Genomic DNA, 24,088 nt, shown 5'->3' with positions numbered 1-24,088 from the left:
GGCTGCGCTCGCGTCGGTGTCTTGGCAGGCAGCAGAGGGCAGGCGGTTCGTCCGTCGTTGCCGACGGCGCGGCCGATTGCCGGGTCAACATGAAGTGCACGAGGCCCCGGCTCGGGGGCCGTACCGAGCGGCGGCCCCCGAGCCACGCCAAGCGAGTGAATCCCCATGACCTGGGAGCTGGTTCACATACTCGCCAGGCACTGCGAGCATCAAAACACATGTGAACCGGGTACACAACTACGATCCCGGAAGTGATACCGTTCCCGTCGTTGCTTACGGTCCGGTTGCGTAGCCCCGAACAACGTGATGAACCGCCCGTAGCCGACGATGCACACCGGGGAATCACGCACCACGGAACAACGCACAACCGGGGAACACGGAGAAGGGGGAGCTCGCGGTGTCGAGTTCGACGACGGACCAGCCGGTCCTCAACGCGCTGGTGTCGGTGCGAGGCCAGAAATGGGTGGTCAGCGCGATCGAGCCCGGCGGACGACACACGCTGACGACCTTGCAGAGCGTGGAGGACGGCCGCTTCGGCGACACGCTCGAGGTGATCTGGGAGATCGAGCCCGGCCGCCGCACCCTGCCCAGCGGGGTCTTGCCCGAGGTCGCCCGGCACGGCTTCGACGAACCCGGACGACTGGCCGCCTTCCTCGACGCCGTGCGCTGGTCGGCGATCACCTCGGCGGAGGTCAAGACCCTCCAGGCGCCCTTCCGGTCCGGGGTGGCGATCGAGGACTACCAGCTGGAGCCGGTCGCCAGGGCCATCGGGGCGCCGAGGGTGAACCTGCTGCTCGCCGACGACGTCGGCCTCGGCAAGACGGTCGAGGCCGGGCTGGTCGTTCAGGAACTCCTGTTGCGACACCGAGGACACCGCGTCCTCATCGTCTGCCCGGCGGGGCTGACGCTGAAATGGCAGGACGAGATGGCCGCCAAGTTCGGTCTCGACTTCACCATCATCGACTCGGAACGCTGTGCCGAGGTCCGCCGCACCTACGGCTCCTCGGCCAACCCCTTCGAGGTCTTCCCCAAGGCGATCGTCAGCCTGCCCTGGCTGCGCACCGCCAAGGCACAGCGGCTGCTCGACGAGATCCTGCCGCCGGACGGCCCCACCTACCCGAGGACCTTCGACCTGCTGATCCTGGACGAGGCGCACCACGTCGCCCCGGCCGCGCCCAAACAGGTCTACGCCGTGGACTCGCAGCAGACGAAGCTGATCCGGCGGCTCGCCCCGCACTTCACCCACCGGCTGTTCCTGTCGGCCACCCCGCACAACGGGTATCAGGCCTCGTTCACCGCGTTGTTGGAGATCCTGGACGACCAGCGCTTTCTTCGAGGGTTCGAGCCGGACCGGGCCGCGGTGAAGGACACGGTCATCCGCAGGCTCAAGCGGCAGATCCGCAATCCCGACGGGACTCCGCGATTCCCGGAGCGGCATACCGGGGCGATCCCGGTGCACTACCCGGACGACGAGCGGGAGATTCACGCGCTGCTCGTCGAGTTCGCCACGCTGCGGAAGAAGAAGCTGGTCACTCGGCGGGGGAAGCGCGCCACCGACCTGGTGACCCTGCTGCTGAAGAAGCGGCTCTTCTCCAGCCCGTCCGCCTTCGCCCACACCGTCGGCGTCTACCTGAACACCCTGCGCTCCCGATCGGCGCCCGTCGACGTCGACCTCGACCTCGACGAGCCGGAGTGGCTGGACGACTATGAGGACTCGATCGACGCCTACGACGACGAGCAGCTCGCCCAGGCCGAGGACGACATCCTGGACCGGACTCGCCCGCTCCAGCCCGACCCGAGTACGCAGGAGACAGACCTGCTGGAGCGGATGCACCGCTGGGCGCGGGAACACGAGGCCAGCCCCGATGCCAAGGCCCGCGAGCTCGTCAACTACCTGCGGTCGGTCTGCCGTCCGGACGAGCACTGGACGAACGAGCGGGTCGTGGTGTTCACCGAGTACCGCGACACCCAGCTCTGGCTGGCGGCACTGCTGCGGCAGGAGGGCCTGGGCGATGACCGCCTGGAACTGCTGCACGGCGGGATGGCCACCGCCGACCGCGAGCGGCTGCGCGAGGCGTTCCAGAAGGCGCCCACGGAGTACCCGGTGCGCATCCTGCTGGCCACCGACGCGGCCAGCGAAGGGATCGACCTGCATCGACACTGTCACCGGCTGGTCAACTACGACATCCCGTTCAACCCGAACAAACTGGAACAGCGGATCGGGCGCATCGACCGATACGGGCAGACCGAGACCCCCGACGTCCGGCACTTCGTCGGCACCGGCTTCGGCCGGGAGGTCGACGCCTTCGAGGCGGACCTGGAGTTCCTGTCCAGGGTGGCGACCAAGGTCTCGGCGATGCAGGCCGACCTCGGGACGGTCAACGCCGTACTCGCCGACGCCGTCCAGAACAAGATGCTGGGCAGGCACGTCGTGATCGACGTCGATCACGCCGGGGAGGGCACCGCCCGAGGTCAGGAGCGACTCTCGGCGACGGAGACCGACCTCGGGGAGCAGATCGCCCGGCTGCGGTCGAACCTGGACGCCACCGTCGAGTCGATGGGCATCACTCCGGCCTCGGTGCGTCGCGTGGTGGACACCGCGCTGGAACTGTCCCGCGAGCGCCCGCTTCGGCCCGTTCGCGACGAGCTGCACCACGCCGACGGCCTGTTCGAGGTGCCGGTGCTCGGCGGGTCGTGGTCGCGCGCGACCGCCGGACTGACCGAGCGGTTCCCTAAACCGGACAGTGAACCCCGGCAGCTGCCGATCACCTTCGACCAGGCGGTGGCCAAGGGCCGCGACGACGTGGTGCTCGCCCATCTGAATCATCCGCTGGTGTCGATGTCCACCGAACTGCTGCGGGCCGCAGTGTCCAATGAGGACATCGGGCTGAGTCGGGTCACCGCCGTGGTGAGCGACGACCCCGCGATGGAGGAGGTGCTGGTCGGTGCGTACTCCCGATTCGTCCTGGTCGGCGGCGACGGCGTCCGGCTGCACGAGGAGGTGCTGTTCGCGGGCGGTTGGCTGCCCGCAGGCGGCCGGTTCCGCCGCGTCGAGAGCCTCAGCAGGCTGCGCAACCACCTGAGCACCGCGCTCGACGGCGGGCGGCGGGCCTCCGGGGTGGTGGAGGACCGACTACGGCTTCGGTGGGATGCCAAGGCACGGGACGCGCTGCTGGCCTCGGTGGATGCCCGCGCCGCGACCCGACGCGAGTCGCTGGAACGCATCCTGGGCGAACGGCGGGAGGCCGAGCAGCGGCGGATCGTCACCAACCTCGATCAGTTCGCCCACTCCCTGCGTAAGGCGCTGTCCGCCGAGGATGAACCCGAGGACGGCACCTTGTTCAGCGAAGCCGACATCAAGAGCCCCGACGAGCTGGCCCAGTATCGGCGCGACCGACAGGCGGGAGAGGACCGCCTGCAGCGGCTCACCGACGAGCGCGACCGGGAGCTCGCACTCGTCGCACAGCGCTACCGTGACCCCCGTCCGCAGCTGTTCCCCGTCGCCGTCGTCTTCGTCGTGCCCAAGCGAGAGGCCACCCGATGAACACCCGATTCCGCGGCCCTCGCCCCGTCGACGGCGCCGCCCAGCACCGCGACTGGCTCAGCCTCGTCGAGGTCAACGGCCCCTTCCTGAGCCTGCCGGTGCTCATCGACACCTGGCCGACCCTGGACGCCCTGGACAAGACCGAGCTCCCCGTCCTGCGGCAGCGGCACACACGCTGGCAGGCCGACGGCGCGTCGGGCGCCGGGGACTGGATCGACTACGTACTGCGGGACCTGCTCGGCTGGGGCGACGCCCTGCACACCGAGGAACTCGACGCGCTGCGGATGGAGGTCGGCGAGCACGACACGACCCTGACCCCCGACTTCGTGCTCGCCGAACCCGGTGCCGAGCCGCGCGGCGAGCAGGTGCGGCTGATCGGGCTGCGATGCGCGCCCGGCCAGGTGCCGACCTCGCGGATCGCGGGCTCGCCGTGGGCCGCGACGCCGGTGGACCGGGTGTCGACGCTGTGCCGCAAGCACGGCGTCGAACTGGGCCTGGTCACCGACGGCCGCTGGTGGGCGCTGGTGTGGGCGCCGCGCGGTGGGGCCACCGGCACCGCCGTCTTCGACGCCGTGCCCTGGGCGGAGGCCGCCGAGCGCCAGGTGGTGCGGGCCTTCCGCTCGCTGCTGTGTCGACGCCGGTTCTTCGGCGTCCCCGACGGCGAGCAGCTGATCCCCCTGCTGGTGCGGAGCAAGGACAACCAGGAGGACATCACCGACCGGCTCGGCGTCCAGGTCCGCCAGGCCGTGGAACTGCTGGTGGCCGCCGTCGGCCGTGCCGAGCTGGAGGAACGCCGGACCGGCGAGGTCGAGCCGCGCTCGGCGCAGGAGGTCTATCGGGCCTCGGTGATGGTGATGATGCGGATCGTGTTCCTGCTCTTCGCCGAGGAGCGCGGCCTGCTGCCCGCCGACAACGACCTGTACATGAAGTCGTACTCGGCCGGGGGCCTGCGGGCCGAACTGGCCGAGCGGGCCAGGGACAGCGGCGAGAACGTCCTGGAGCACGGCTATGCGGCCTGGCATCGGCTGCTCGCGTTGTTCGAAGCCGTCTACTCCGGGGTGGAGCACCCCCGGCTGACGATGCACGCCCACGACGGCTCGATCTTCGACCCGGCGGGTTACGCCACCCTGCCGAGGCGCATCGACGACCGCACCGTGCTGCACATGCTCTCGGCGGTGCAGGAGGTGACGATCGGACGCGGGCGCAAGGCCGAGACCCGCTCGGTCAGCTTCCGCTCGCTCGACGTCGAGCAGATCGGCTACGTCTACGAGGGCCTGCTGTCCTTCGAGGGCCTGCGCGCCGACGAGGTCGTCATCGGCCTGATCGGCAAGGAGGGCATGGAGGAGGAGGTCGCCCTCACCGATCTGGAGGAGCTGGCCGCCCAGAGCGAGGACGTGCCTGCCTTGGCAGCCATGCTCGCCGAGCTGTTCAAGGCCTCCAAGATCGGCTCGGCGGCGGCGCTGGCGAAGAAGCTGGCGCCCGTGACCGGGGTGGCGCGAGAGGAACAACGCAAGCGGCTACTCGCGGTGAACGGCAAGGATCACGAACTCGCCGAGCGGCTGCTGCCTTTCGCCGAGCTGATCCGGCCCGACCTGCGGGGCCTGCCGACGGTGATCCTGCCCGGCGCGCTGTTCGTCACCGAGTCCTCGCTGCGCAAGAACACCGGCACCCACTACACCCCGCGGTTCCTCGCCGAGGAGGTCGTGGAGGGCGCGTTGCAGCCGTTGGTCTACACCCACGGGCCCTTGCAGACCGCCGACGAGAGCACCTGGCAGCCCAAGACCAGCGCGGAGCTGCTGCGCCTGCGGGTCGCCGACATCGCGATGGGCTCGGCGGCCTTCCTGGTCGCCGCCGCCCGCTACCTCGGCGACCGACTGGTGGAGGCCTGGACGCGCGAGGGCCACGAACTGGTGCGGGACTACCGCGCCGAGGACCACGTCACCGACCCGGACTCCGACCCGGTGCGCATCACGGCCCGGCGGCTGGTCATCGAGCACTGTCTCTACGGGGCGGACATCAACGAGATGGCCGTGGAGATGGCCAAGCTGTCGCTGTGGCTGGTCTCGATGGACGCCACCCGGCCGTTCACCTTCCTCGACGACCGGCTGGTGGCGGGCGATTCGCTGCTCGGCATCACCAGCCTGGACCAGCTGGAATACCTGCACCTGGACCCGGAGAAGGGCCGGGAGATCCACGAGGACGACGTCTTCGGCTGGACGGCGGGCGTGCGGGAACTGGTCGCCGAGATCGCGGCGGCCCGGCGCCGACTCACCGAGATCGAACTCGGCTCGGATCCGCTCGCCGCGCTGGCGGAGAAGCGGCGTTTACTGGCCGAGGCCGCCCGGCGGACCGAGCAGGTCCGGCTGTTCGCGGATCTGACGGTGGGTGCCGCGCTGTCGCGGGCGGGCAAGGGCGACCGGGCAGTGGCCGCCGCCTCGGTGGCGGCGGCCCAGCTGGCGGCGGGCGTCGCGGCGGGGGAGCCGGGCGCGCTGGAGAAGGCCGAGCAGCAGCGAACCGACTGGCTGGCGACGGATCAGGTTCCGGGGTCGTTTGATCGCGAGCCGATTCACTGGCCGCTGGTGTTTCCGGAGGTGTTCGAGGGGGGCGGGTTCGACGCGGTGGTGGGGAATCCGCCGTTTTTGGGTGGGAAGAAGGTTAGTGGTGCAACTGGCTCCTCCTATCGAGAGTACCTAACTTTGTTTATCGCGAAAGAAAGGAAAGGAAACGCCGACCTGGTTGCATTCTTCGTGCTGCGCTTTGGTGATTTGTCCGGTCCTGCTGGTCAATTTGGACTTGTCGCTACCAGCACTCTGGCGCAAGGCGATACGCGAGAGGTTGGACTAGATCAACTGATTGAGGGCGGAGCAATGATACGCCGTGCCGTCAAGAGTGCGCGGTGGCCATCGAGATCTGCGGCGTTGGAGTACTGTGCGGTGTGGGCCAGCTTCCAGAATCTTTCGGGGGCTGCTGAAAGGGTTCTTGATGGCGCCCTGGTTCAGGGCGTTACATCGTCACTTCTCGCTGAATCTCGGGCGATGGGAAACCCGAAGAGACTGGTCGCAAATTCCGGGTTGGCGTTTCAAGGCGCAGTCGTGCTGGGTCTTGGATTCACGCTGGATGTTGACCGCGTGGGAAAGTTGATTGATGGAGACCGTCGGAATCTCGATATCCTATTCCCTTACCTTAATGGCAAGGACATAAACTCTCGGTCGGATCTATCGGCGAGTCGCTGGGTGATCAATTTCCATGACTGGGATCAGGCTCGCGCTAGAGAGTACTCGGAATGTTTCGAGAAGGTGAATTCCGAGGTTAGGCCTGAGCGCGAAAAAAGCAATCGAAATGTTTATCGGGTCAAGTGGTGGCAGTTTGCCGAGAAGCAGTTTGCAATGCAGGACGCGATTGCGGGGCTCGATCGAGTTATTCTCATTGCGCTGGTAAGTAATACTGTTATGCCGGTAATGGTGAAGACAGGGCAGGTCTTCTCGCATGCACTCGAGGTGTTCGCCACTGATGATGCGGCCCTGCTGAGTCTCCTGAGCTGTGCGCCCCATTATTGGTGGGTGTTGGCGCGGGCATCGACTCTAGGGGTTGGCGCTGGGGTTCGTTACACGCCATCCGACGTCTTCGAGACTTTCCCCTTTCCCACCCTCACGCAAGAAATGCGTGACCTCGGCGACCGCCTCGACACCTTCCGGCGGGAGGTCATGCTCGGCAGGCAGCTCGGGCTCACCAAGCTGTACAACCAGGTCTTCAGCGCCGACTACGTCGACGACGACCTGACAGAGCTGCGACGCATCCACCGGGCCATCGACGAGGCCACCGTCCGCGCGTACGGCTGGGACGACCTGCTCGATCAGCTCGACCACGGCTTCCACCCGGCGGGCAAGGACACCCGCTACACCATCGGCCCGGCCGCGCAGCGGGAGATCCTGGATCGGTTGCTGGAGCTGAATCACGAGCGGTACGCCCAGGAAGTCGCCGAAGGGTTGCACGACAAGAAGTCGGCCAAGCAGAAGCAGACGGCCAAGGCGAAGAAGCAGGCACCGCCGCAGGAAGAGGGGCTGTTCTGATGCCCGACCAGGACGGCTTGTTCTCCGATCCGAACGGCGAGCAGCTCCGGCTGCCCGGCGGTGCGGCACAAGCGGGCGGGACCGCGAACACCCCCGACGCAGATCACCAGGCCGAATCGCCGATCCACCCGCTGGACATCCCCCAACAGTTCATCCCGGCCACCTCCTATGAGGTGCGGGACGAGCTGGAGCGGATCGTGCGGGACGACCTGCTCGGCCCGTGGGAGGGCGAGACGGAGCAGTTCCGGCCCGGCGCGGCGGGGCCCCGGGAGCGGTATCTGGTCGGGATGCTCGGCCCGACGCGCCTGCCTCGGTCGGTGGCCGCCGCCGCGAGCGAGCTGCCGGACACCGAGGCGGGCATCAACGACGGCGGTGACGGCGAGCTGCCCGAGGTGTCGACCCCCCAGAACCTCGGCCGGATCTGGGCCTCCTCGATGGGGCTGTCCTTCGCGGTGCCGCTCGACGTTGACGTCCTGGCCGTCACCGCCTGCTGGGGCGCCTACCGGCCTGCGGAGGTGGAGGCCGAGGACGGCCGGAAGCGCCGGGCCTGGACCAGGGAGCCCGCCCGACACCAACCCGAGATCCGGCTGGACGGCGGGCGCACCACCCGGCTGGTGCTGGCAGGCACCCCCGAGGCGGGGGTGCTGCTGGCCGTCGACGTCCGTGAGCGCGCCGGTCATCGGATCGTCGAACTGACGCTGATCAACGCCCAGCCGGAGCCCGCCAGCCAACGCGACACCGCCTGGCTGTTCCAGACCGCACTCGAGGTCACCGCCGCCGACGGCGCCGCCGAGGTCTTCCTGCCGATCGACGATCCGCTCGACGACCGCGAGGGCCGCGACCACGACGACGTGGAGGAACTGCACCTGCGGCTGCTCTACCGCAACGAACGCCGCTACGCCGCGGGCCGCAACGTGGCCGTGCACGCCGAGCGCCGCGAGGACAGCAGGCACGCCCACCGGCTGGCCACCACCTGGCTGCCCGTCCACGACGTGCCCGCCACCGTCGCTCCCGTCGGCGCGGGCACCCCGCTCGCCGAAGCGATGCTGGCCATGGACGCCCTCGCCGTCGCCGAGCCTGCGGAGCTGGCGGCCGGGTTGTCCCCGCTGGTCGAGGGATACGCCGCGTGGCTCGACGGTCGGGACGCCGAGGCCGCCGACCCGACGCTGGTACCCGAGTCGCTGCGGCCGATCGCCGAACATGCCCTGCACACCGCCCGCCGCGCCGCCGAGCGGCTGCGGTCAGGCATCGCGCTGCTGGCCGACTCGGCGAGCCCCGGCCATGACACCGCCCTGCGGGCCTTCCGGTTCGCCAACCGGGCCATGGCCCTCCAGCGCCGCAACACCACCGCCGCCGCGCTCCGCGAGGAGCACGGGCTCTCCGCCGCGCAGGCCGCCGACGCCGTGCGCGATCGTGGTGCCGCCGCCGCATCCTGGCGGCCGTTCCAACTGGCCTTCGTGCTGCTGAATCTGCCTGCGATCACCGACCCGCTGCACCCGGAACGGGCCGCCGACGACACCGCGACTGTCGACCTGCTGTTCTTCCCCACCGGCGGCGGCAAGACCGAGGCCTATCTCGGCCTGACCGCCTACACCTTCGCGATCCGCCGCCTCCAGGGCATCCTCGGCGACGGCGACCAGACCCGCAGCGGCGCGGGCGGCGTCGCCGTGTTGATGCGCTACACGCTCCGGCTGTTGACCGCGCAGCAGTTCCAACGCGCCGCCGCGCTGGTCTGCGCCGCCGAGGTGCTGCGGACCGAAGACGAGACCGTCTGGGGTCGGGAGCGGTTTCGCATCGGTCTCTGGGTGGGCAGCGGCGTGTCGCCGAACTGGTTCGAGGACGCCGACAAGCAGATCGGCGAGGCACGGGACAACGGCGACGGCACACGCACCAACGTCTTGCAGACGCTGAGCTGCCCGTGGTGCGGAGCGACACTGCGACCACAACGAGATCTGCGCTCCCGGGCGGCGGATCGGCGGGTGCTGTTGTTCTGCCCGGAGGGCGAAGGGCCGGACGCCTGCCCGTTCTCCGAGCGCCGGTGCGCCGAGGGGCTGCCGATCCACACCGTGGACGAGGAGATCTACCGGTACACGCCCAGCCTGGTCATCGCCACCGTCGACAAGCTCGCGCAACTGCCCTGGCGCGGCTTCGCCGGACTGCTGTTCGGCCGCACCACCCGCTGGTGTCCCCGGCACGGCTTCCGGCACCCCGACATGGACGCCAAGACGCAGTGCGCCGATCGACACAACGCCAAGGGCCCGCTGCCCGCCGCAGCCACCACGGTCGTCGGCAGGCTTCGGCCGCCGGACCTGATCATTCAGGACGAGCTGCACCTGATCTCCGGCGCACTGGGCACCACCGTCGGCGTCTTCGAGGCGGCCGTCGACGAGCTGTGCACCTGGCAGCCCGCCCTCGATCGCGACACCGGCCCCAAGATCGTCGCCTCCACCGCCACCACCAAGCGGGCCCGCCAGCAGGTGCTGGGGGTGTTCGGCAGGCGCCTCGAGGTGTTCCCGCCCCAGGTGGTCGACGTCGCCGACACGTTCTTCTCCCGGCAGGTGCCCGTGACACCGCAGACGCCGGGCAGGCGCTACCTCGGCGTGTGCGCGCACGGCACCCGGTTCAAGTCCGCCGAGATCCGGCTGGCCGAGATCCTCCTGATCGCCGCGCAGACCCTCCTGGACCGACACGGCGAAGCCGCCGATCCGTACCTCACCCTCGTCGGCTACTTCAACGCCACCCGCGAACTCGCCGGGATGCGGCGCTACCTGGACGACGACGTCGCCACCAGGGTCAAGCGCAACGGCAGGCTCAAGGGCCTGTCCGACCGGGTGCTGCGCAACGCACGGCTGCTGACCGTTCAGGAGCTGACCTCGCGCATCTCCTCCGGCGACATCAGCGAGGTCCTTAAGCGACTGGAGCTGGGCTTCGACCCCGAGATCGACACCTCGAGCAGGCACGACGCCGTCGGCAAGGACAACAAGGCGGCGGCCAAGGCCCGCGACGCCTCCCGATCGGGCAGGAAGCCGGGACATCCGCTGGCCGAGCGGGCGGCGGAGCGGGCGCGGCAGGGGCGGATGCCGGTGGACGCGGTGCTGGCGACCTCGATGCTTCAGGTCGGCGTCGACGTCTCCCGATTCGGGCTGATGGTGATGACCGGCCAGCCGAAGAACACCGCCGAGTACATCCAGGCCTCCTCCCGAGTCGGCCGCTCCGCCGATCGCCCAGGCCTGGTCGTCACCCTCTACAACTGGTCCCGGCCCCGCGACCTGGCCCATTTCGAGGACTTCGAGCACTACCACGCGACCTTCTATCGGCAGGTGGAGGCGCTCTCGGTCACGCCGTACGCGCGTCGATCGCTGGACCGTTCCACGGCCGCGATGTACGTGGCGGCCGTCCGACACGCCGTGGACGCCCACTCCCGCAACGTCGACGCCCACGACGTCGCCCTGGGCGGCGAGGCGGTGCGTCGGATCGACGAGCGGCTGCTGCGGCGGGCGGAGGCGATCGGCGGCGAGCGCGCCCGCGACTATCTGGCCGAACGCATCCGGCGACTCAAGGACGAGTGGGCCCGGCACACCACCGGCGCCGCGCGGCTGGCCTATGAGGAGAAGAAGGACCGCACCCAGAACCTGGTCGGCCTGTTGGAACGGCCGGGCAACGGGCGGTGGACCGATCGCACCGTCGGCATGTCCATGCGCGAGACGGAGCACGAGATCAACCTGCTGCTGCCCAGGGAGGACCGGCTCTTCCGCCAGTCCTTGGAGGAGCCCGCCTGGTCTTTCGCCCCGACGCAGGCAGGCGGCGAGGACCCCGATGACCTGGACGGCGCAGACAGCGGATCCGGCTTCGCCACGGGCGCGGAGTCCGCAGGCCGAGGCGGCGACCGATGACGGCGCCGACGAGCAGCACCGTGTCCACTGTCGACACCGCGTCGAGCCGAGCCGATGGCGACCCGCAAGCCGAGACGCCCTTCGCGCCCGCATCTCTCGTGACAATCAGATCGGCCGCAGCGCCGAGCCCGCTCCGATACCCGCCCCCACTGGAGAAGGTGACCGGATGAGTCAGTCGTATCGGCCGCGGGTGGGATCGGTGCGACCGAGCCACCTGATGTTCACCAGCGGTGTCGGCTCACTGGTCGACCTGCCCAACTTCTCCGTGCTCGTCAGCGGCCTCGACGACTGGGACCACCGGCAGGTGGTCGCCGACGACATCACCGAGCCTCGGCTGCTGCGGGCCGTCTCGACACTGTTGCGCGGGGTGGAGCGGCTGCGGCCTGCGCCGTGGCTGGCGGAGGACAACAGCGACCCCGGTGGGTTCGCCTCCACGGTCGGCGTACCCACCGCACCGTTTCCCAGCTGGCTGCGCTGCACCGCCTGTGACGAGCTTGCGTCGATCCACGGCGGCTCCGCCTTCGGCTTCGAGAACAACGCGGTCCGCAGGCCCCAGGACGCCCGGTTCTTCCACCGGGACTGCGGTGTCAAGAAGTCGGGCCGCAAACCGCTCGCGGTGGCCGCCCGCTTTGTGTTGTCCTGCACCAACGGTCACCTCGACGAGTTTCCGTACACGCTCTTCGTCCATCGCGGCGGACCGTGCCCCAAGGCCACCCATCCCCGACTTCAGATGCAGGATCGCGGCGGTAACCTCGGGGCGGACGTGCAGATCATCTGCCAGGTGTGTCGGGCTCGTCGCAACATCCGGGAGGCACAGGGCGAGCGGGGCGAACAGCTCCTGCCCGCCTGCCGGGGGCGGAACCCGCATCTGGGGACCTTCACCGCAGGCTGCGATCGACGGCACAAGCTGCTGGTGGTCGGCGCCTCCAATCAGTGGTTCGCCCAGACCCTCTCGGCGCTCCACATCCCGCCCGGCGCGGCCCGAGGCGAGCTGGACGAGAAGGTCGATCGGAACTGGGTCGTCCTGGAGAAGATCCCCGGCAAGGCGATGCTGGGTTTCACCCGCGAGGTCGCGCCGTCGCTCGCCGAGTTCGTGAGCTACTCCGACGACGTCCTCTGGGCCGCGATCGAACGGCACCGGACCGCTGAGACCGAGGTGGACGACGACGACGGCTACCCCGATCTCCGCACCCCGGAGTGGGAGGCGTTCTCGGCCGTCGAACTCCCCGAACCGAGTACCGACTTCACCCTGCGCCGCGACCCGGCGGGCGTGCCGCAGGCCCTGCGCGGCTGCTATTCCGACGTGGTGCAGGCGGAGCGGCTGCGCGAGGTGCGGGCGCTGATCGGCTTCACCAGACTCGACGCGCCCGATCCGGACGATCCAGATCTGGTCACCAGGGCTGCGCTGTCCCGCTCCGACCCCACCTGGGTGCCCGCCAGCGAGGTGCGCGGGGAGGGGATCTTCCTGCGGGTTCCCGAGGAGGCGCTCGTCGACTGGGAACGGCGGGTCGCCGGCTCGGCGGCGGTCGCCGAGCATCGCGAGGCCTACGGCCGGTTCCGGGAGAACCGTTACTCGGATCGGATCGCGGGACCGTTCGACCGGATGCAGAACTGGCCCGGCGTGCGATACCTCGCCCTGCACACGCTGTCGCACCTGCTGATCCGCACGATCGCGCTGGAATGCGGGTACAACTCGGCGAGCCTGTCGGAACGGATCTACGCCAGTTCGGGGGGTGACGACCCGCGTGCGGGCATCCTGATCTACACCGCCGTCCCCGACGCCGAGGGCACCCTCGGCGGGCTGTCCGCACTGGCCGAGCCGGATCAGCTCGTCCGGCTGACCCGGCGGGCGCTGGCCGAGGCCGTGCACTGCTCCTCCGATCCGTTGTGCGCGGAGCGGCTGCCGCACGCCCCGGCCGACTTCCTGCACGGCGCCGCCTGCCACGTCTGCCTGTTCGTCTCCGAGACGACGTGTGAGCGGGGCAATCGATTCCTCGACCGCCGCTTCGTCGTGCCGATCGACGATCCGAGGCTCGCGCTGTTCACCGAGCTGCCGTGACCGCCGAACGCTTCGAACGCGCCGTGGCCGCCGCCGCGAGCGAACTCGGCGCGGTCCGGCTGCGGTCGCTGGCGGCCGGAATTCGCGAGGGCGGCCCCCGGGCGGCGTTGCCGGGGCTCGTCCCGGTGCCGGGTTTCGCCGAGGCGGCCCGCGCGGTGCTGGCCGCGCAGACCGCCGACGCGGTGCCGGACGTCGAGGCCGCCGCCTATCTGCGTGGCGTGGCGGCAGGCTGTGTGCAGCAGGCTGATCTGATGCGAGTCGAGTCGGTGTGGAGCGGGCCCACCACGCACTCCGTCCCGGTCCGGGCCACCGCGCAGGCTCTCGTCGAGGTGATCGACGAGGCGGAGGCCGAACTCGTGCTGGTCACCTACTCGGCCAAGGCCTATCCGCCCGCGATCGCCGCGTTGACCGCAGCCGCCGGGCGCGGGGTGCGGATCGCCGTCGTCGTCGAGACTCTGCGGGGGGCGGGCGGCGCCCTCGGCGGGGACGAGCCTGCGGCGGCCTTCGCCGCCGTGCCCACCGCGCGACTCTGGCACTGGCCGAGCGGCCTGCGACCAGATCGACGGGCGAAGATGCACGCCAAGATCGTCATCGCCGATCGGCGGATACTGCTGCTCTCCAGTGCCAACCTCACCCACTCCGGGGCGGCCGGGAACATCGAAGCAGGTTTAGTCGTCCGGGGTGGCACCCCGCCGAGAAGGGCCGCAGAGCACATCGCCGAGTTGCAGGCCAACGGGGTCTTGACCCGGTTGGAGACCGGAGTGAGCACATGACCGAGGACATCTCGCCCAGGCGCCGACATCCGGCGGGCGACTCGTCGGAACCCGCTGTCGGGCCCGGCGATGCGGGGGCCCCGCCGCCGGAGGCCGCCACCGTCGCCGCAGGCGACATCGCCCGGCTGGCAGGGGTGGGCAAGGCTGCGGTGAGCAACTGGCGACGGCGGTTCGACGACTTCCCCGATGCGGTCGGCGGCAGCGCGGCGAGCCCGTTGTACGCGCTGGCCGACGTCGAGAACTGGTTGAGACGACACGGGAAGAACTTCGAGGTCCCGTTGCGGGAACAGCTCTGGCCTCGAGTGCGCGGCGCCGCCGACGATCTTCGGCTCGGGGCGTTCGTGGCCTCGCTCGGTGCCTTCCTGGTTTTTCACCAACGAGCCGGTCACACCTGGCGACCGACGGACGAAGTCGGTCTGCTCGACGCGGTGTTGGCCGATGCACCCGAGCTGTCGGAGACGGTGCGAGCGCTCTGGCAGGGACCGCAGGAGGATGTGCTGCGGACTCTCGTCGAACTGGTCGAGAGCGAAGGCCATGTCGCTGCCTTCGACTTCCTCTACGAACGACATCGCGACGCGCACGCCCGCCGTGCCGTCTACACCAGTCCCGAACTGGCAGAGCTGATGGTCCGAGTGGCCGGAATCGACGGCGGCACCGTGCTGGACCCCTCCTGCGGAACCGGCACCCTGTTGCTCACCGCGTATGACTGTGGGGCGCGTGAGATTCTCGGTCAGGAGCCGGACGACGTCGTGGCGACGCTCGCTCGCATCCGGCTTCTGCTGCGGGGCGCGGCACCAGACATCGTCGTCGGCGACGCACTTCGCGCCGACGCCCACGGTGACCGACGGGCGGACGCGGTGGTCGTCAACCCGCCGTTCAACGAACGCAGCTGGGGATACGACGAACTCGTCGGCGATCTGCGCTGGGAGTACGGTCAACCTCCCCGAGGTGAGTCGGAGCTCGCCTGGGTGCAGCACTGCCTCGCACACGTCGATTCAGCCGGGATCGTGGTCGCCGCCATGCCAGGCGCGGTGGCGGATCGTCGATCGGGCAGGCGGATTCGAGGAAACCTGCTTCGCGCCGGAGTGCTCCGCGCGGTGATCAGCTCTGCCGAACTCGGAATGTCGGCCGACGGAACTGCCACGGAACCGGACCTGTGGGTGTTCCGGAAGGGGACGGAGTCGACCACGCCGTCCCATGTGCTGATGGTCGGCCGGTCCCAGGACGCGGAACAGGCCTGGCAGGCCTTCGCCGAAGATCCGGCGGCGGATCTGCCGGAGTCCTGTCGGGCCGTCCGGATCATCGACCTGCTCGACGACGTGGTGGATCTGACCCCGACCCGGTGGCTGCCCGTCGAACCGGACACCGCCGTCGCCGCGAGCTTCACTCCGGTGGTCGCAGAGTTGCGCGCCGCCCTCGGCCGACTCACCGATGCTCTTCCCGATCTCGACGTCCACTCGGATACCGCGGAGCGCGCGATGACCACGGTCGGCGAGCTCGTGAGATCGGGGCTGATCACGATGTTCCAAGCCCCGACGAGAATGCCGACCGACACAGGCAGCCTGCCCGTCCTGACTCTCGACGACCTCAACAGGGGGACGGCACCGTCGGGGCACTGCGAACAGACGGGCGACACCGTCCTCATCCAGCCCGGCGACGTGATCGTCCCGATGATCCCCAGGGAACCGCTCGTTCGGCTGGCAGTCGAGGCCGGAGCCGCTCTCGGCCCGCGACTACTGCTGTTCCGGGCGAATCAGGATCGAATCGTTCCGGGTTTTCTCGCTGCCCACCTGCGGTTCGCTGCTAACACCGTAGGAGGCCGGGCCGGGACGACGGGAAGCAGGCCGGAGGTCCGGCGCACGCCGATTCCCCGGATATCGTTGCAGGAACAGCAACAGTATGGAAAAGCATTCGATCGGATGACGGCATTCGAGGATGCCTTGCGTCAGACTGCAAGGCTGGGCGAGTCATTGGTGCGACGGGGGTTCACCGGACTTGCCGACGGCACTCTCCGGTCCGCCCGGTGAGGCTCACGGACGACAGGAACAGGGGAGGCCGTGGCAGGGCGGCGAGTGATCGGCGACGGCCGATATGTGCTGGACCGGCACCCGATAGGCAAAGGGGGCATGGGGGAGGTCTATTTCGGGCGTGACACTCGACTGGAACGGGACGTCGCGGTCAAGTTCATCCGGTTCCCCGATGGGGAGCCGGACGAGGAGCTGATCCGGCGGTTCACCCGCGAGTCGCGGATGGCGGCTCGGCTGGAGCATCCGGGCGTCCCCGCCGTCTACGACGTGGGTACGGACGGTGCGCGTCCGTACCTGGTCATGCAGCGCGTGCGCGGCGTGACGGTGGCCGATCTGATCGTCGAACACGAGCCGCTTCCCATCGGCTGGGCCGCCGCCGTCGCAGCGCAGACCTGTGCGGTGTTGTCGGCCGCGCACCAGACCTCCTTGGTGCACCGCGATCTCAAGCCCGGCAATCTCATGCTCACCCCGGACGGGACCGTCCTGGTGCTCGACTTCGGACTCGCGGTGGCGATGGACCTACCCGAGCAGTCCAGGATCACTCGCACGGGCCAGCCGTTGGGCACCCCGGCGTACATGGCTCCCGAGCAGGTGCAGGACAACAAGAGCAGCCCGCGCAGCGATCTGTACTCCTTAGGCTGCACGCTGCACGAAATGCTCACCGGGCGGCAGGTCTTCGCGGGCGGCTCCAACTTCAGCGTGATGGAGCGACACCTGCGTGAGGAACCCATGCCCACCGGGGAACTCCGTGCCGATGTTCCCCCGGAACTCGATCAGCTGGTGCGTCATCTCCTGGCCAAGTCTCCCGCGGATCGGCCGCCGGATGCCGAGGCGGTCTTCGGTCGGCTCCTGCCGTTCGTCACCGATCTCACCGAGCTCCCCGGCATGGTGAATCCCCCGGTCCTGCCCAACCACGTCCGAATGTACGCCAGGGTTCTCAGCCGGGTTTTTCCGCCGAAGGAGTCGTCAGATTCCACTTCGGTGCACCGCGCCGAGAAGCAGGAGGACGCGTCAACGGCGTCGCCGGTCCGAAAAACCGATGTCGGGCGGGCGATGCGGGCGTCGGAGGTGTCGGACCCCTCGGGCACGCGCGGCCGGGACACGTCGGGTGCCTACCCGCGCTCCTGGATCGAGAACCCTCATCTTGCGGGGGATACCTCGTGGGGCTCGACGGAGAGCGACCCGCCGCGACCGGAGCGCCCGACGCCGGTCGTCGAATCGAGAGAGAATCTCGACGACAAGCTGGCCGCCGTCACCGAGTTGTTCGCGAGCAGCGACTATCGGGGAGCCGCTCCCGGATACCGCGAGCTGGCGGAGCAGTTCGATCGGGTGGGCGGCAGGCTCGACGACGCCCTGGAGTGTCTGCGCCGCGAGGCAGTCTGCCTCGGCCTCGTCGGCGAGTTGGACGCCGCGATGCATCGCCTGACGGAACTGCTCGTCCGAGAGAGAGCCGAACTCCAGCCGGACGACCCCCGGCCGCTGGATCTCCGCCGACAGCTCGGACTCCTCCAGCGCGGCGCGGGCCGGGAGGAGGCGGCACGGGCCACCTTCCGAACGCTGCTCTCCGACCTCGTCCGTATTCACGGGGCGGGTCACCCCGAGGTCGCGCGGGCCCGCAGGCTGCTGATGCCGCAGCCGGACGCCGACGACACCACCTCACGAAGGGACTCTTGATGGCACGGCTGGCCATCCACGCCGACTTCATGCAGGAATACGCCCGGTTGGAACGCTCGGTGCAGACCAAGGTGATCGAGGTCCTCGATCGGTTCCGGCAGGCGACGCACACCGGCAGGCATCTGGAGCGGGTGGGCAACGCTCGGGATCGTCGAATGCACACCATCAGGATCGACCTGTTCTGGCGCGGTGTGGTGCTCGCTCCGGAACGGGGTGACCTCTACACGTTGCTCCGGGTGCTCCCGCACGATGACGCGTACACGTGGGCCGTCCGGCACCGGGCGAGCGTCAACTCGGCGACCGGTTCGATCGAGCTGCGCGACGTCGCTGCCATCGACGCCACCTATCCCGAGTTGAGCAGGATGGCGGAGCGCCGTCCCGAGCGGCTCTTTGCCCAGGTCAACGACGCGGATCTCGGCAGGCTCGGCATCGACGACCAGACACTGGCCTTCGCCAGGACCCTCACCGACGTGCTGACTCTGGAGGCCTCGAAGGCCTTCCTGCCCGAGCGGCAGTGGGAGGTCCTCTACGGACTGGCCGCCGGGATGACGGTGGAGAGCGTCTGGACCGAACTCGGCGCCGTCGCGACGGCGGAGCCTTACGACACCGACGATGTCGTGGCTGCCGTGGAACGCGGCGGGGACCGGCTGGTCCTCGTCAACGGCCCCGATGAACTGATGAAGGTCTTCCAGGAGTCGCTCGCGCACTGGCGGATCTACCTGCACCCCACGCAGCATCGGATGGCCTACGGCTCTTTCAGCGGATCGGCGCGGGTGACCGGCGGGCCTGGCACCGGCAAGACCGTCGTCGCCCTGCACCGCGCTCACCACCTGGCCGCAGGCGGCGTCGGGCGCGTGCTGGTCACCACCTTCACCTCGACGCTGACCGACTCGCTTCAGGAGGGACTTCGGCAGCTGCCGGATCTGGGACCGCGCGAGAGTCACGTCGACGTGCAGACCATCGACAGCCTGGCCCATCGGATCTTCGCCGAGACCCATGGCAGGCCGACGATGATCGACGCGCAGGAGCAGCAGAACCTGTGGCGAGACGTGATCACCACGCTGTCGTTGCCGTTCTCCGAGGCCTTCCTCGCCGAGGAGTGGCGACAGGTCGTCCTGGGCCAACAGGTGCTCGACGCGCAGGGCTACCTCCGCGCCAAGCGAGACGGCAGGGGGCGCAAGCTGGGGAACATCCAGAAGGCGCTGGTCTGGCAGGCGATGCACGAGTTCACCGAGGAGCTCCGCCGCCGCCGGGTGCACACCTACGAGACGGTGTGCGCGGCGGCGGCCGCGATCCTCGCCGGGCGCGCCGACAAGCCCTACCGTCACGTGATCGTCGACGAGGCCCAAGACCTGAACCCGATGCAGTGGCGACTGCTGCGCGCGGCGGTGCCGGTCGCCTCGAACGACCTGTTCATCGCCGGTGACACCCATCAGCGGATCTATCAACACCGGGTCACCCTGCGCGAGCTCGGCGTGCAGATCACGGGACGCTCCACGCGGCTGACGGTGAACTACCGGACGACTGCCGAGATCCTCGCCTGGAGCCTGGGGATGCTGCGTGGCGAGCGCATCGACGACATGGACGACGGCCTGGAGACGATCGCAGGCTATCGCTCGCAGGTGCACGGCGCTATGCCGGTTCTCGCGGGCCACTCCTCTCGCACCGTCGAGCTGGCCGAGCTCTGCTCGGTCATCGAGGAGTGGCACGCGGCGGGTGTGAAACCCGAGGAGATCGGCATCGCCACCAGGTCGAAGCTTGCAGGCGAGGGCGTTCGTGACTCGCTCGCGACGGCGGGCGTCCCGGTCCGACTGCTCGACAGGAAGACACCGCCCGCCCCGGACGCGGTCTCCGTGGGAACGATGCACCGGATGAAGGGCCTGGAGTTTCGCTGCGTCGCGGTCGTCGGCGTTCGTGATCAACAGATGCCTCTCCAGCCCGCCGTCACTCCCGAGTCCGAAGACGAGGTCGCGCACCGGCATGACCTTCAGCGCGAACGATGCCTGTTGTTCGTGGCCTGTACCCGAGCACGCGAACAGCTTTACGTCTCCTGGACCGGGACACCCAGCCGATTCCTGACCGCAGTGCAGTGATGATGACTCGCAGAAAGAGGTCGTCGTGACCAAGCTCTCCACCCTGCTCGACCAGATCGACACGGGCGCGCTACTGCTCCCGGAGTTCCAGCGCGGCTATGTCTGGAACCGAGATCAGGTGCGGGGCTTGATGCTGTCGCTGTACCGGGGCTACCCCGTCGGCGGCTTGTTGGTCTGGGAGACCGAAGGCGAGGGCACCGATGTGCGTGGATCGACGGCAGGCGGCGGCGCCCGACTGTTGCTACTCGACGGCCAGCAACGCATCACCTCGCTCTACGGGGTCATCCGAGGCCGGGCCCCACAGTTCTTCGAGGGCAACGCACAGGCGTTCACCGACCTGTGTTTCCACGTCGAGGACGAGGTGTTCGAGTTCCATGCACCGAGCACGAAGGCAGGCGACCCCCTCTGGATTCGGGTGACCGAACTGTTCCAGAAGGGCCTTGTTCCCTACCTGCGTCGGTTCGCCGATGACCAGGCCGACGCCTATCTGGACCGGCTGAACCGGGTTCACCAGATCACCGGTCGGGAGTTCCACGAGGAGAAGATCACCGGGCGGGACAAGACCATCGATGTCGTGGTGGACATCTTCAACCGGGTGAACTCGGGTGGAACGGTGCTGTCCAAGGGCGACCTGGCGTTGGCGAAGATCTGTGCCCAGTGGCCTGCGGCTCGCCAGGTCATGCGGCAGAAGCTCGACCAGTGGGAGAAGGCAGGCTTCAAGTTCAGTCTCGACTGGATGCTGCGCAATGCCACGGCCGTCGCCTCGGGTCGTTCGGTGTTCACCGCCTTGGACAAGGTCGACCCGGACGTGTTTCGAGACGGCGTCGAGGCGGCGGGGAATCATGTGTCGACGTTCCTCGACGCGGTGTCCGCGCGGCTCGGTCTCGATCACGATCGAGTGTTGATGGGGCGCGGCGGTATTCCGGTGATCACTCGACTCCTCCACCTGATGGGTGGGAGCTTCGCCGACACGGCTCAACGAGACAAGGTTCTCTTCTGGTACGTGCACTGTGCGTTATGGGGACGTTTCGCCGGCTCGACGGAGACCGTCCTGCAACAGGATTACGAGGTCGTCGAACGAGCCGGGATCGACGGTCTCATCGCGAACCTGGAACGCTGGCGTGGCGGGCGGTTGGACGTCGCATCCCACGACTTCGAGGGAGCGACGACGGGATCTCGGTTCTATCCGTTGTTGTACCTGCTCACCAGGGCGAAGGGGGCCCGCGATCTGGGCAGCGGTCTGGAGCTGAAGTCAGAGATGCTGGGCAGGCTCACCTCGCTTCAAGTGCACCACATCTTCCCCAAGGCACTGTTGTACAAGGCTGGTCGTGATCGTGGGATCGTCAATGCCATCGCCAACTTCTGCTTCCTCACTCAGGAGACGAACCTGGCGATCGGTAAGCGACAGCCGTCGGACTACTTCGCCGAGGCGGAGCAACGTCATCCCGGTGTGCTCGCCTCTCAGTGGATTCCGGAGGATCCGGCCCTGTGGGAGGTCGACAGATACGAGGACTTCCTGGCCGCCCGGCGGGAGCTCCTCGCGGAATCGGCACAATCCTTCCTGACCGGCCTGCGGACGGGAGCTCGAGACGTCGAGCACGACCTTGCCCCGATCCAGGTCGTCGCAGCGGAGGAGAACGATCCCCGCGCGATCCAGGTTCGATCCTTGATCGACGAGCTTCTCACGGCGGGTTGCGTCGAGCCCGACCTCGACGCCGCGATCTCAGACCCGGACACCGGGCGAGAGCTGGCCGTCGCCGAGGCTTACTGGCCTGCGGGCCTGCAACCCGGTCAGGGCAGGCCGGTGGTCCTCGAACTGGACCACGAGGCGGCGGACATCCCCAGACTGGAAGAACTGGGCATGGAGGTGTTCACCTCCGTCGACGCCCTGCGTGGCTTCGTGACCCGTCGCAATGAGAGCGCATCGGGGGTGGATCACATCGTCTCCGGACCGGCGGATGCCGCCATGGACGGCGTCGAGGACGCCGCCGATTTCGACGCCGCGATCCGCAGGTTGTACGAACGCGCCCGCAGCGAAGCCGGCTACCACGCGTCCCATCTCCTGCGCATGATCTCGGAGTACGGGGGCGTCGCCACGGCGCGAAAGATCCTGCGGGCTCCCGCCGTCTCCGACGGTTTCGCCGCGATGTGGGAGCGCGGCAGGCTGGACCTGACGGTGGAGGCGTTGATCATCGAGCCGGGTCATCGCAGGTGGTTCCCCGACGTCGAGGTGGAGACGGCTCGACGTCGCCTGGAGCAGTTCGGCTATTTCTGACGAAAGAGGCGGTGCGGCCGATCGCCCTGCCCGGTCGGCCATCGCAATTCCACCGGAGACGTGCCCCCGCTTCCCCCAGTGGATCTCGGAAATTCACCATCCGCTTCTACACTCCCTCCGTTGAGGTTTCGCCGGTTCGGCGACGGCTGAACAACGGAGGTCGCCGGGCCACGGAGATCACGGAGGCGACGTGTCTTCTCATCCGGTATCAGCGGTCGGTCGGTTATCGGCGGCCGTGGCGACGAGGGCCCGGCGAACAGCCGGGCGGCGAACGGCGGGGCAGCGAGCGGCTGCCCTGACCACGGCGGCGGTGACGGCGGCGGCGCTGATGACGGGGGCCACTGCGGGTTCGGCGGTCGCCGAAGCCGATCCCGATGCGCCGCAGGCGTTCACGAGTTCGACGAGCGTCGGCCTGCACAATGCCTACGAGAAGGGCGGGTTCCCCTATCTCGCCGACGTGCTGGACTCCGGCGCGGGCCTGGTCGAACTCGACGTGTGGACGGACGAGCTGATCGGGCGGTGGCGGGTCAGCCACGACCTGTTCGGTGCGAGCAGCAACTGCGTGGGAGCGACCGACCCGGCGAACCTGCGCACCGGGAACCGTGATCAGGATCTTCTCGGGTGTCTCACCGACCTGCGGACCTGGCATGAGGTGAATCCCGGCCACCGGCCCATCGTGCTCAAGGTCGAGATGAAGGACGGCTTCTACGACCGGGGCGGCATGGGCCCCGCCGCCTTCGACGCGCTGGTGGCCGGTCGCCTGGGCGACGCCGTGTTCACGCCCTCGGACCTGCTCGCCCATGCGGGTGGTGCCGCCGACCTCGACGAGGCCGTCACCTCGGCGGGCTGGCCCAGCCGGGACGCGCTGGCGGGCCGAATCCTGATCGAACTCATTCCCGGCACCTTCGAGCAGGGCAATCCCTTCGACACCCTGTGGACCGACGAGGAGTACTCGCGGCACCTTCGCGACCTCGCCGCCGCCGGTGAGATCGCCGCCGCACAGGCCTTCCCGTCGGTGCTCGGCGCCGAGTCGGGCGACCCCCGCGACCGGTACGAGGACGAGAGCCTGCGTCCGTGGTTCGTCGTCTACGACGGCAGCGCCAACGCCTATGTGACGGGCGGCATCGACACGGACTGGTACCGCGAACGGAACTACCTGCTGATCATGACGGCGGCGCACGAGGTGGCCCCGGCCATCGACGCCGTGGCCCCGGACGAGCAGGCCGCGCTGGATCGGGTGGCGCAGCTCGCGGCGGCGAACGCGAGCATCGTCACCAGCGACTGGCGCTCATCGACGCTGCTGTCCACCGTGGTCTCCCGCTGATCTCGGACGTCTCCTGCCCGACGGCGTCTCCTTCCGGGACGTCTCCTGCCGGGGATCTCGGCGGATTTCCCGGAACCCTGGTCGGCCGCTCTTCACGCGATGTCGGGCACGGGGAGCGGAGGACATTCTCCGCTCCCCGCGTCGAACTCCGCAGTCACCGACGGTCGGGCAGTGCGCCCGGCTCGTCGGCGACGATCGCAGGCACCGTGATCGACGGCCGCGCCCGCAGGCCCGGCGACGGCAGCCCCCCGCCCTGATCGCCGATGCGGAATCCCGGCGGAGGCCGTCAGCTCAGCAGGCCTCCGCCCGCCCGCCACGCGCGAGTGACTCCGGTGGCGCCCGGAATCCGGACGCGC

10 protein-coding genes are annotated in these 24,088 nt (G+C 69.0%); all 10 read left to right on the top strand.

Translation table 11 applies throughout. The features are described from left to right. The first annotated feature begins 397 nt into the window (after positions 1 to 397). The 10 genes from drmD to UA74_RS20605 all read left to right on the top strand — a co-directional run bounded on the left by drmD (position 398) and on the right by UA74_RS20605 (position 23,732). A complete protein-coding gene (gene drmD, locus UA74_RS20650; RefSeq protein WP_075765255.1) occupies positions 398 to 3,544 on the top strand; it encodes a DISARM system SNF2-like helicase DrmD in 3,147 nt (1,048 codons plus the stop codon). Next, the gene (locus tag UA74_RS20645; protein ID WP_075765253.1) at positions 3,541 to 7,614 is read left to right on the top strand and encodes an Eco57I restriction-modification methylase domain-containing protein; all 4,074 of its coding nucleotides are present in this window, start codon (positions 3,541 to 3,543) and stop codon (positions 7,612 to 7,614) included. The genes drmD and UA74_RS20645 overlap by 4 nt, the downstream gene beginning before the upstream one ends. Next, on the top strand, positions 7,614 to 11,507 hold the full coding sequence (gene drmA / locus UA74_RS20640; RefSeq protein ID WP_075765251.1) for a DISARM system helicase DrmA: 3,894 nt from the start codon (positions 7,614 to 7,616) through the stop codon (positions 11,505 to 11,507). Before UA74_RS20645 ends, drmA begins: the two co-directional genes overlap by 1 nt. A 166-nt stretch (positions 11,508 to 11,673) precedes the next feature. Continuing rightward, positions 11,674 to 13,566 carry a DUF1998 domain-containing protein gene (gene drmB, locus UA74_RS20635; protein WP_075741736.1) on the top strand — a complete coding sequence of 631 codons (1,893 nt, stop codon included), beginning with the start codon at positions 11,674 to 11,676 and terminating at the stop codon, positions 13,564 to 13,566. Then, entirely contained in the window at positions 13,563 to 14,339 is a 777-nt protein-coding gene (gene drmC, locus UA74_RS20630; protein WP_075741735.1) for a DISARM system phospholipase D-like protein DrmC, read from the top strand. The genes drmB and drmC overlap by 4 nt, the downstream gene beginning before the upstream one ends. After that, on the top strand, positions 14,336 to 16,366 hold the full coding sequence (locus tag UA74_RS20625) for an N-6 DNA methylase (protein ID WP_083683416.1): 2,031 nt from the start codon (positions 14,336 to 14,338) through the stop codon (positions 16,364 to 16,366). The genes drmC and UA74_RS20625 overlap by 4 nt, the downstream gene beginning before the upstream one ends. 30 nt (positions 16,367 to 16,396) lie before the next feature. Further along, complete coding sequence (locus tag UA74_RS20620) at positions 16,397 to 18,040, top strand: serine/threonine-protein kinase (RefSeq protein ID WP_318533259.1); 1,644 nt, start codon at positions 16,397 to 16,399, stop codon at positions 18,038 to 18,040. Further along, positions 18,040 to 20,133 (top strand): UvrD-helicase domain-containing protein, encoded by a 2,094-nt coding sequence (locus UA74_RS20615; RefSeq protein ID WP_075741734.1) that lies wholly within the window; start codon positions 18,040 to 18,042, stop codon positions 20,131 to 20,133. Before UA74_RS20620 ends, UA74_RS20615 begins: the two co-directional genes overlap by 1 nt. Before the next feature lie 25 nt (positions 20,134 to 20,158). Further along, entirely contained in the window at positions 20,159 to 22,408 is a 2,250-nt protein-coding gene (locus UA74_RS20610) for a GmrSD restriction endonuclease domain-containing protein (RefSeq protein WP_075765249.1), read from the top strand. Between the two features lie 190 nt (positions 22,409 to 22,598). After that, on the top strand, positions 22,599 to 23,732 hold the full coding sequence (locus UA74_RS20605; RefSeq protein ID WP_232237350.1) for a phosphatidylinositol-specific phospholipase C domain-containing protein: 1,134 nt from the start codon (positions 22,599 to 22,601) through the stop codon (positions 23,730 to 23,732). Positions 23,733 to 24,088: the final 356 nt, after the last annotated feature.

This window comes from Actinoalloteichus fjordicus, assembly GCF_001941625.1.
In the GTDB taxonomy this organism is placed as follows: domain Bacteria; phylum Actinomycetota; class Actinomycetes; order Mycobacteriales; family Pseudonocardiaceae; genus Actinoalloteichus_A; species Actinoalloteichus_A fjordicus.
The sequence above is the reverse complement of the archived record's forward strand: the minus strand, read 5'-3'. Positions and strand labels throughout refer to the sequence as shown.

Excerpts from the sequence above, each read along its gene's own strand:
- drmB (WP_075741736.1), top strand. The coding sequence starts at position 11,674 with ATGAGTCAGTCGTATCGGCCGCGGGTGGGATCGGTGCGACCGAGCCAC.
- UA74_RS20615 (WP_075741734.1), top strand. The coding sequence starts at position 18,040 with ATGGCACGGCTGGCCATCCACGCCGACTTCATGCAGGAATACGCCCGG.
- UA74_RS20645 (WP_075765253.1), top strand. The coding sequence starts at position 3,541 with ATGAACACCCGATTCCGCGGCCCTCGCCCCGTCGACGGCGCCGCCCAG.
- UA74_RS20625 (WP_083683416.1), top strand. The coding sequence starts at position 14,336 with ATGACCGAGGACATCTCGCCCAGGCGCCGACATCCGGCGGGCGACTCG.
- drmA (WP_075765251.1), top strand. The coding sequence starts at position 7,614 with ATGCCCGACCAGGACGGCTTGTTCTCCGATCCGAACGGCGAGCAGCTC.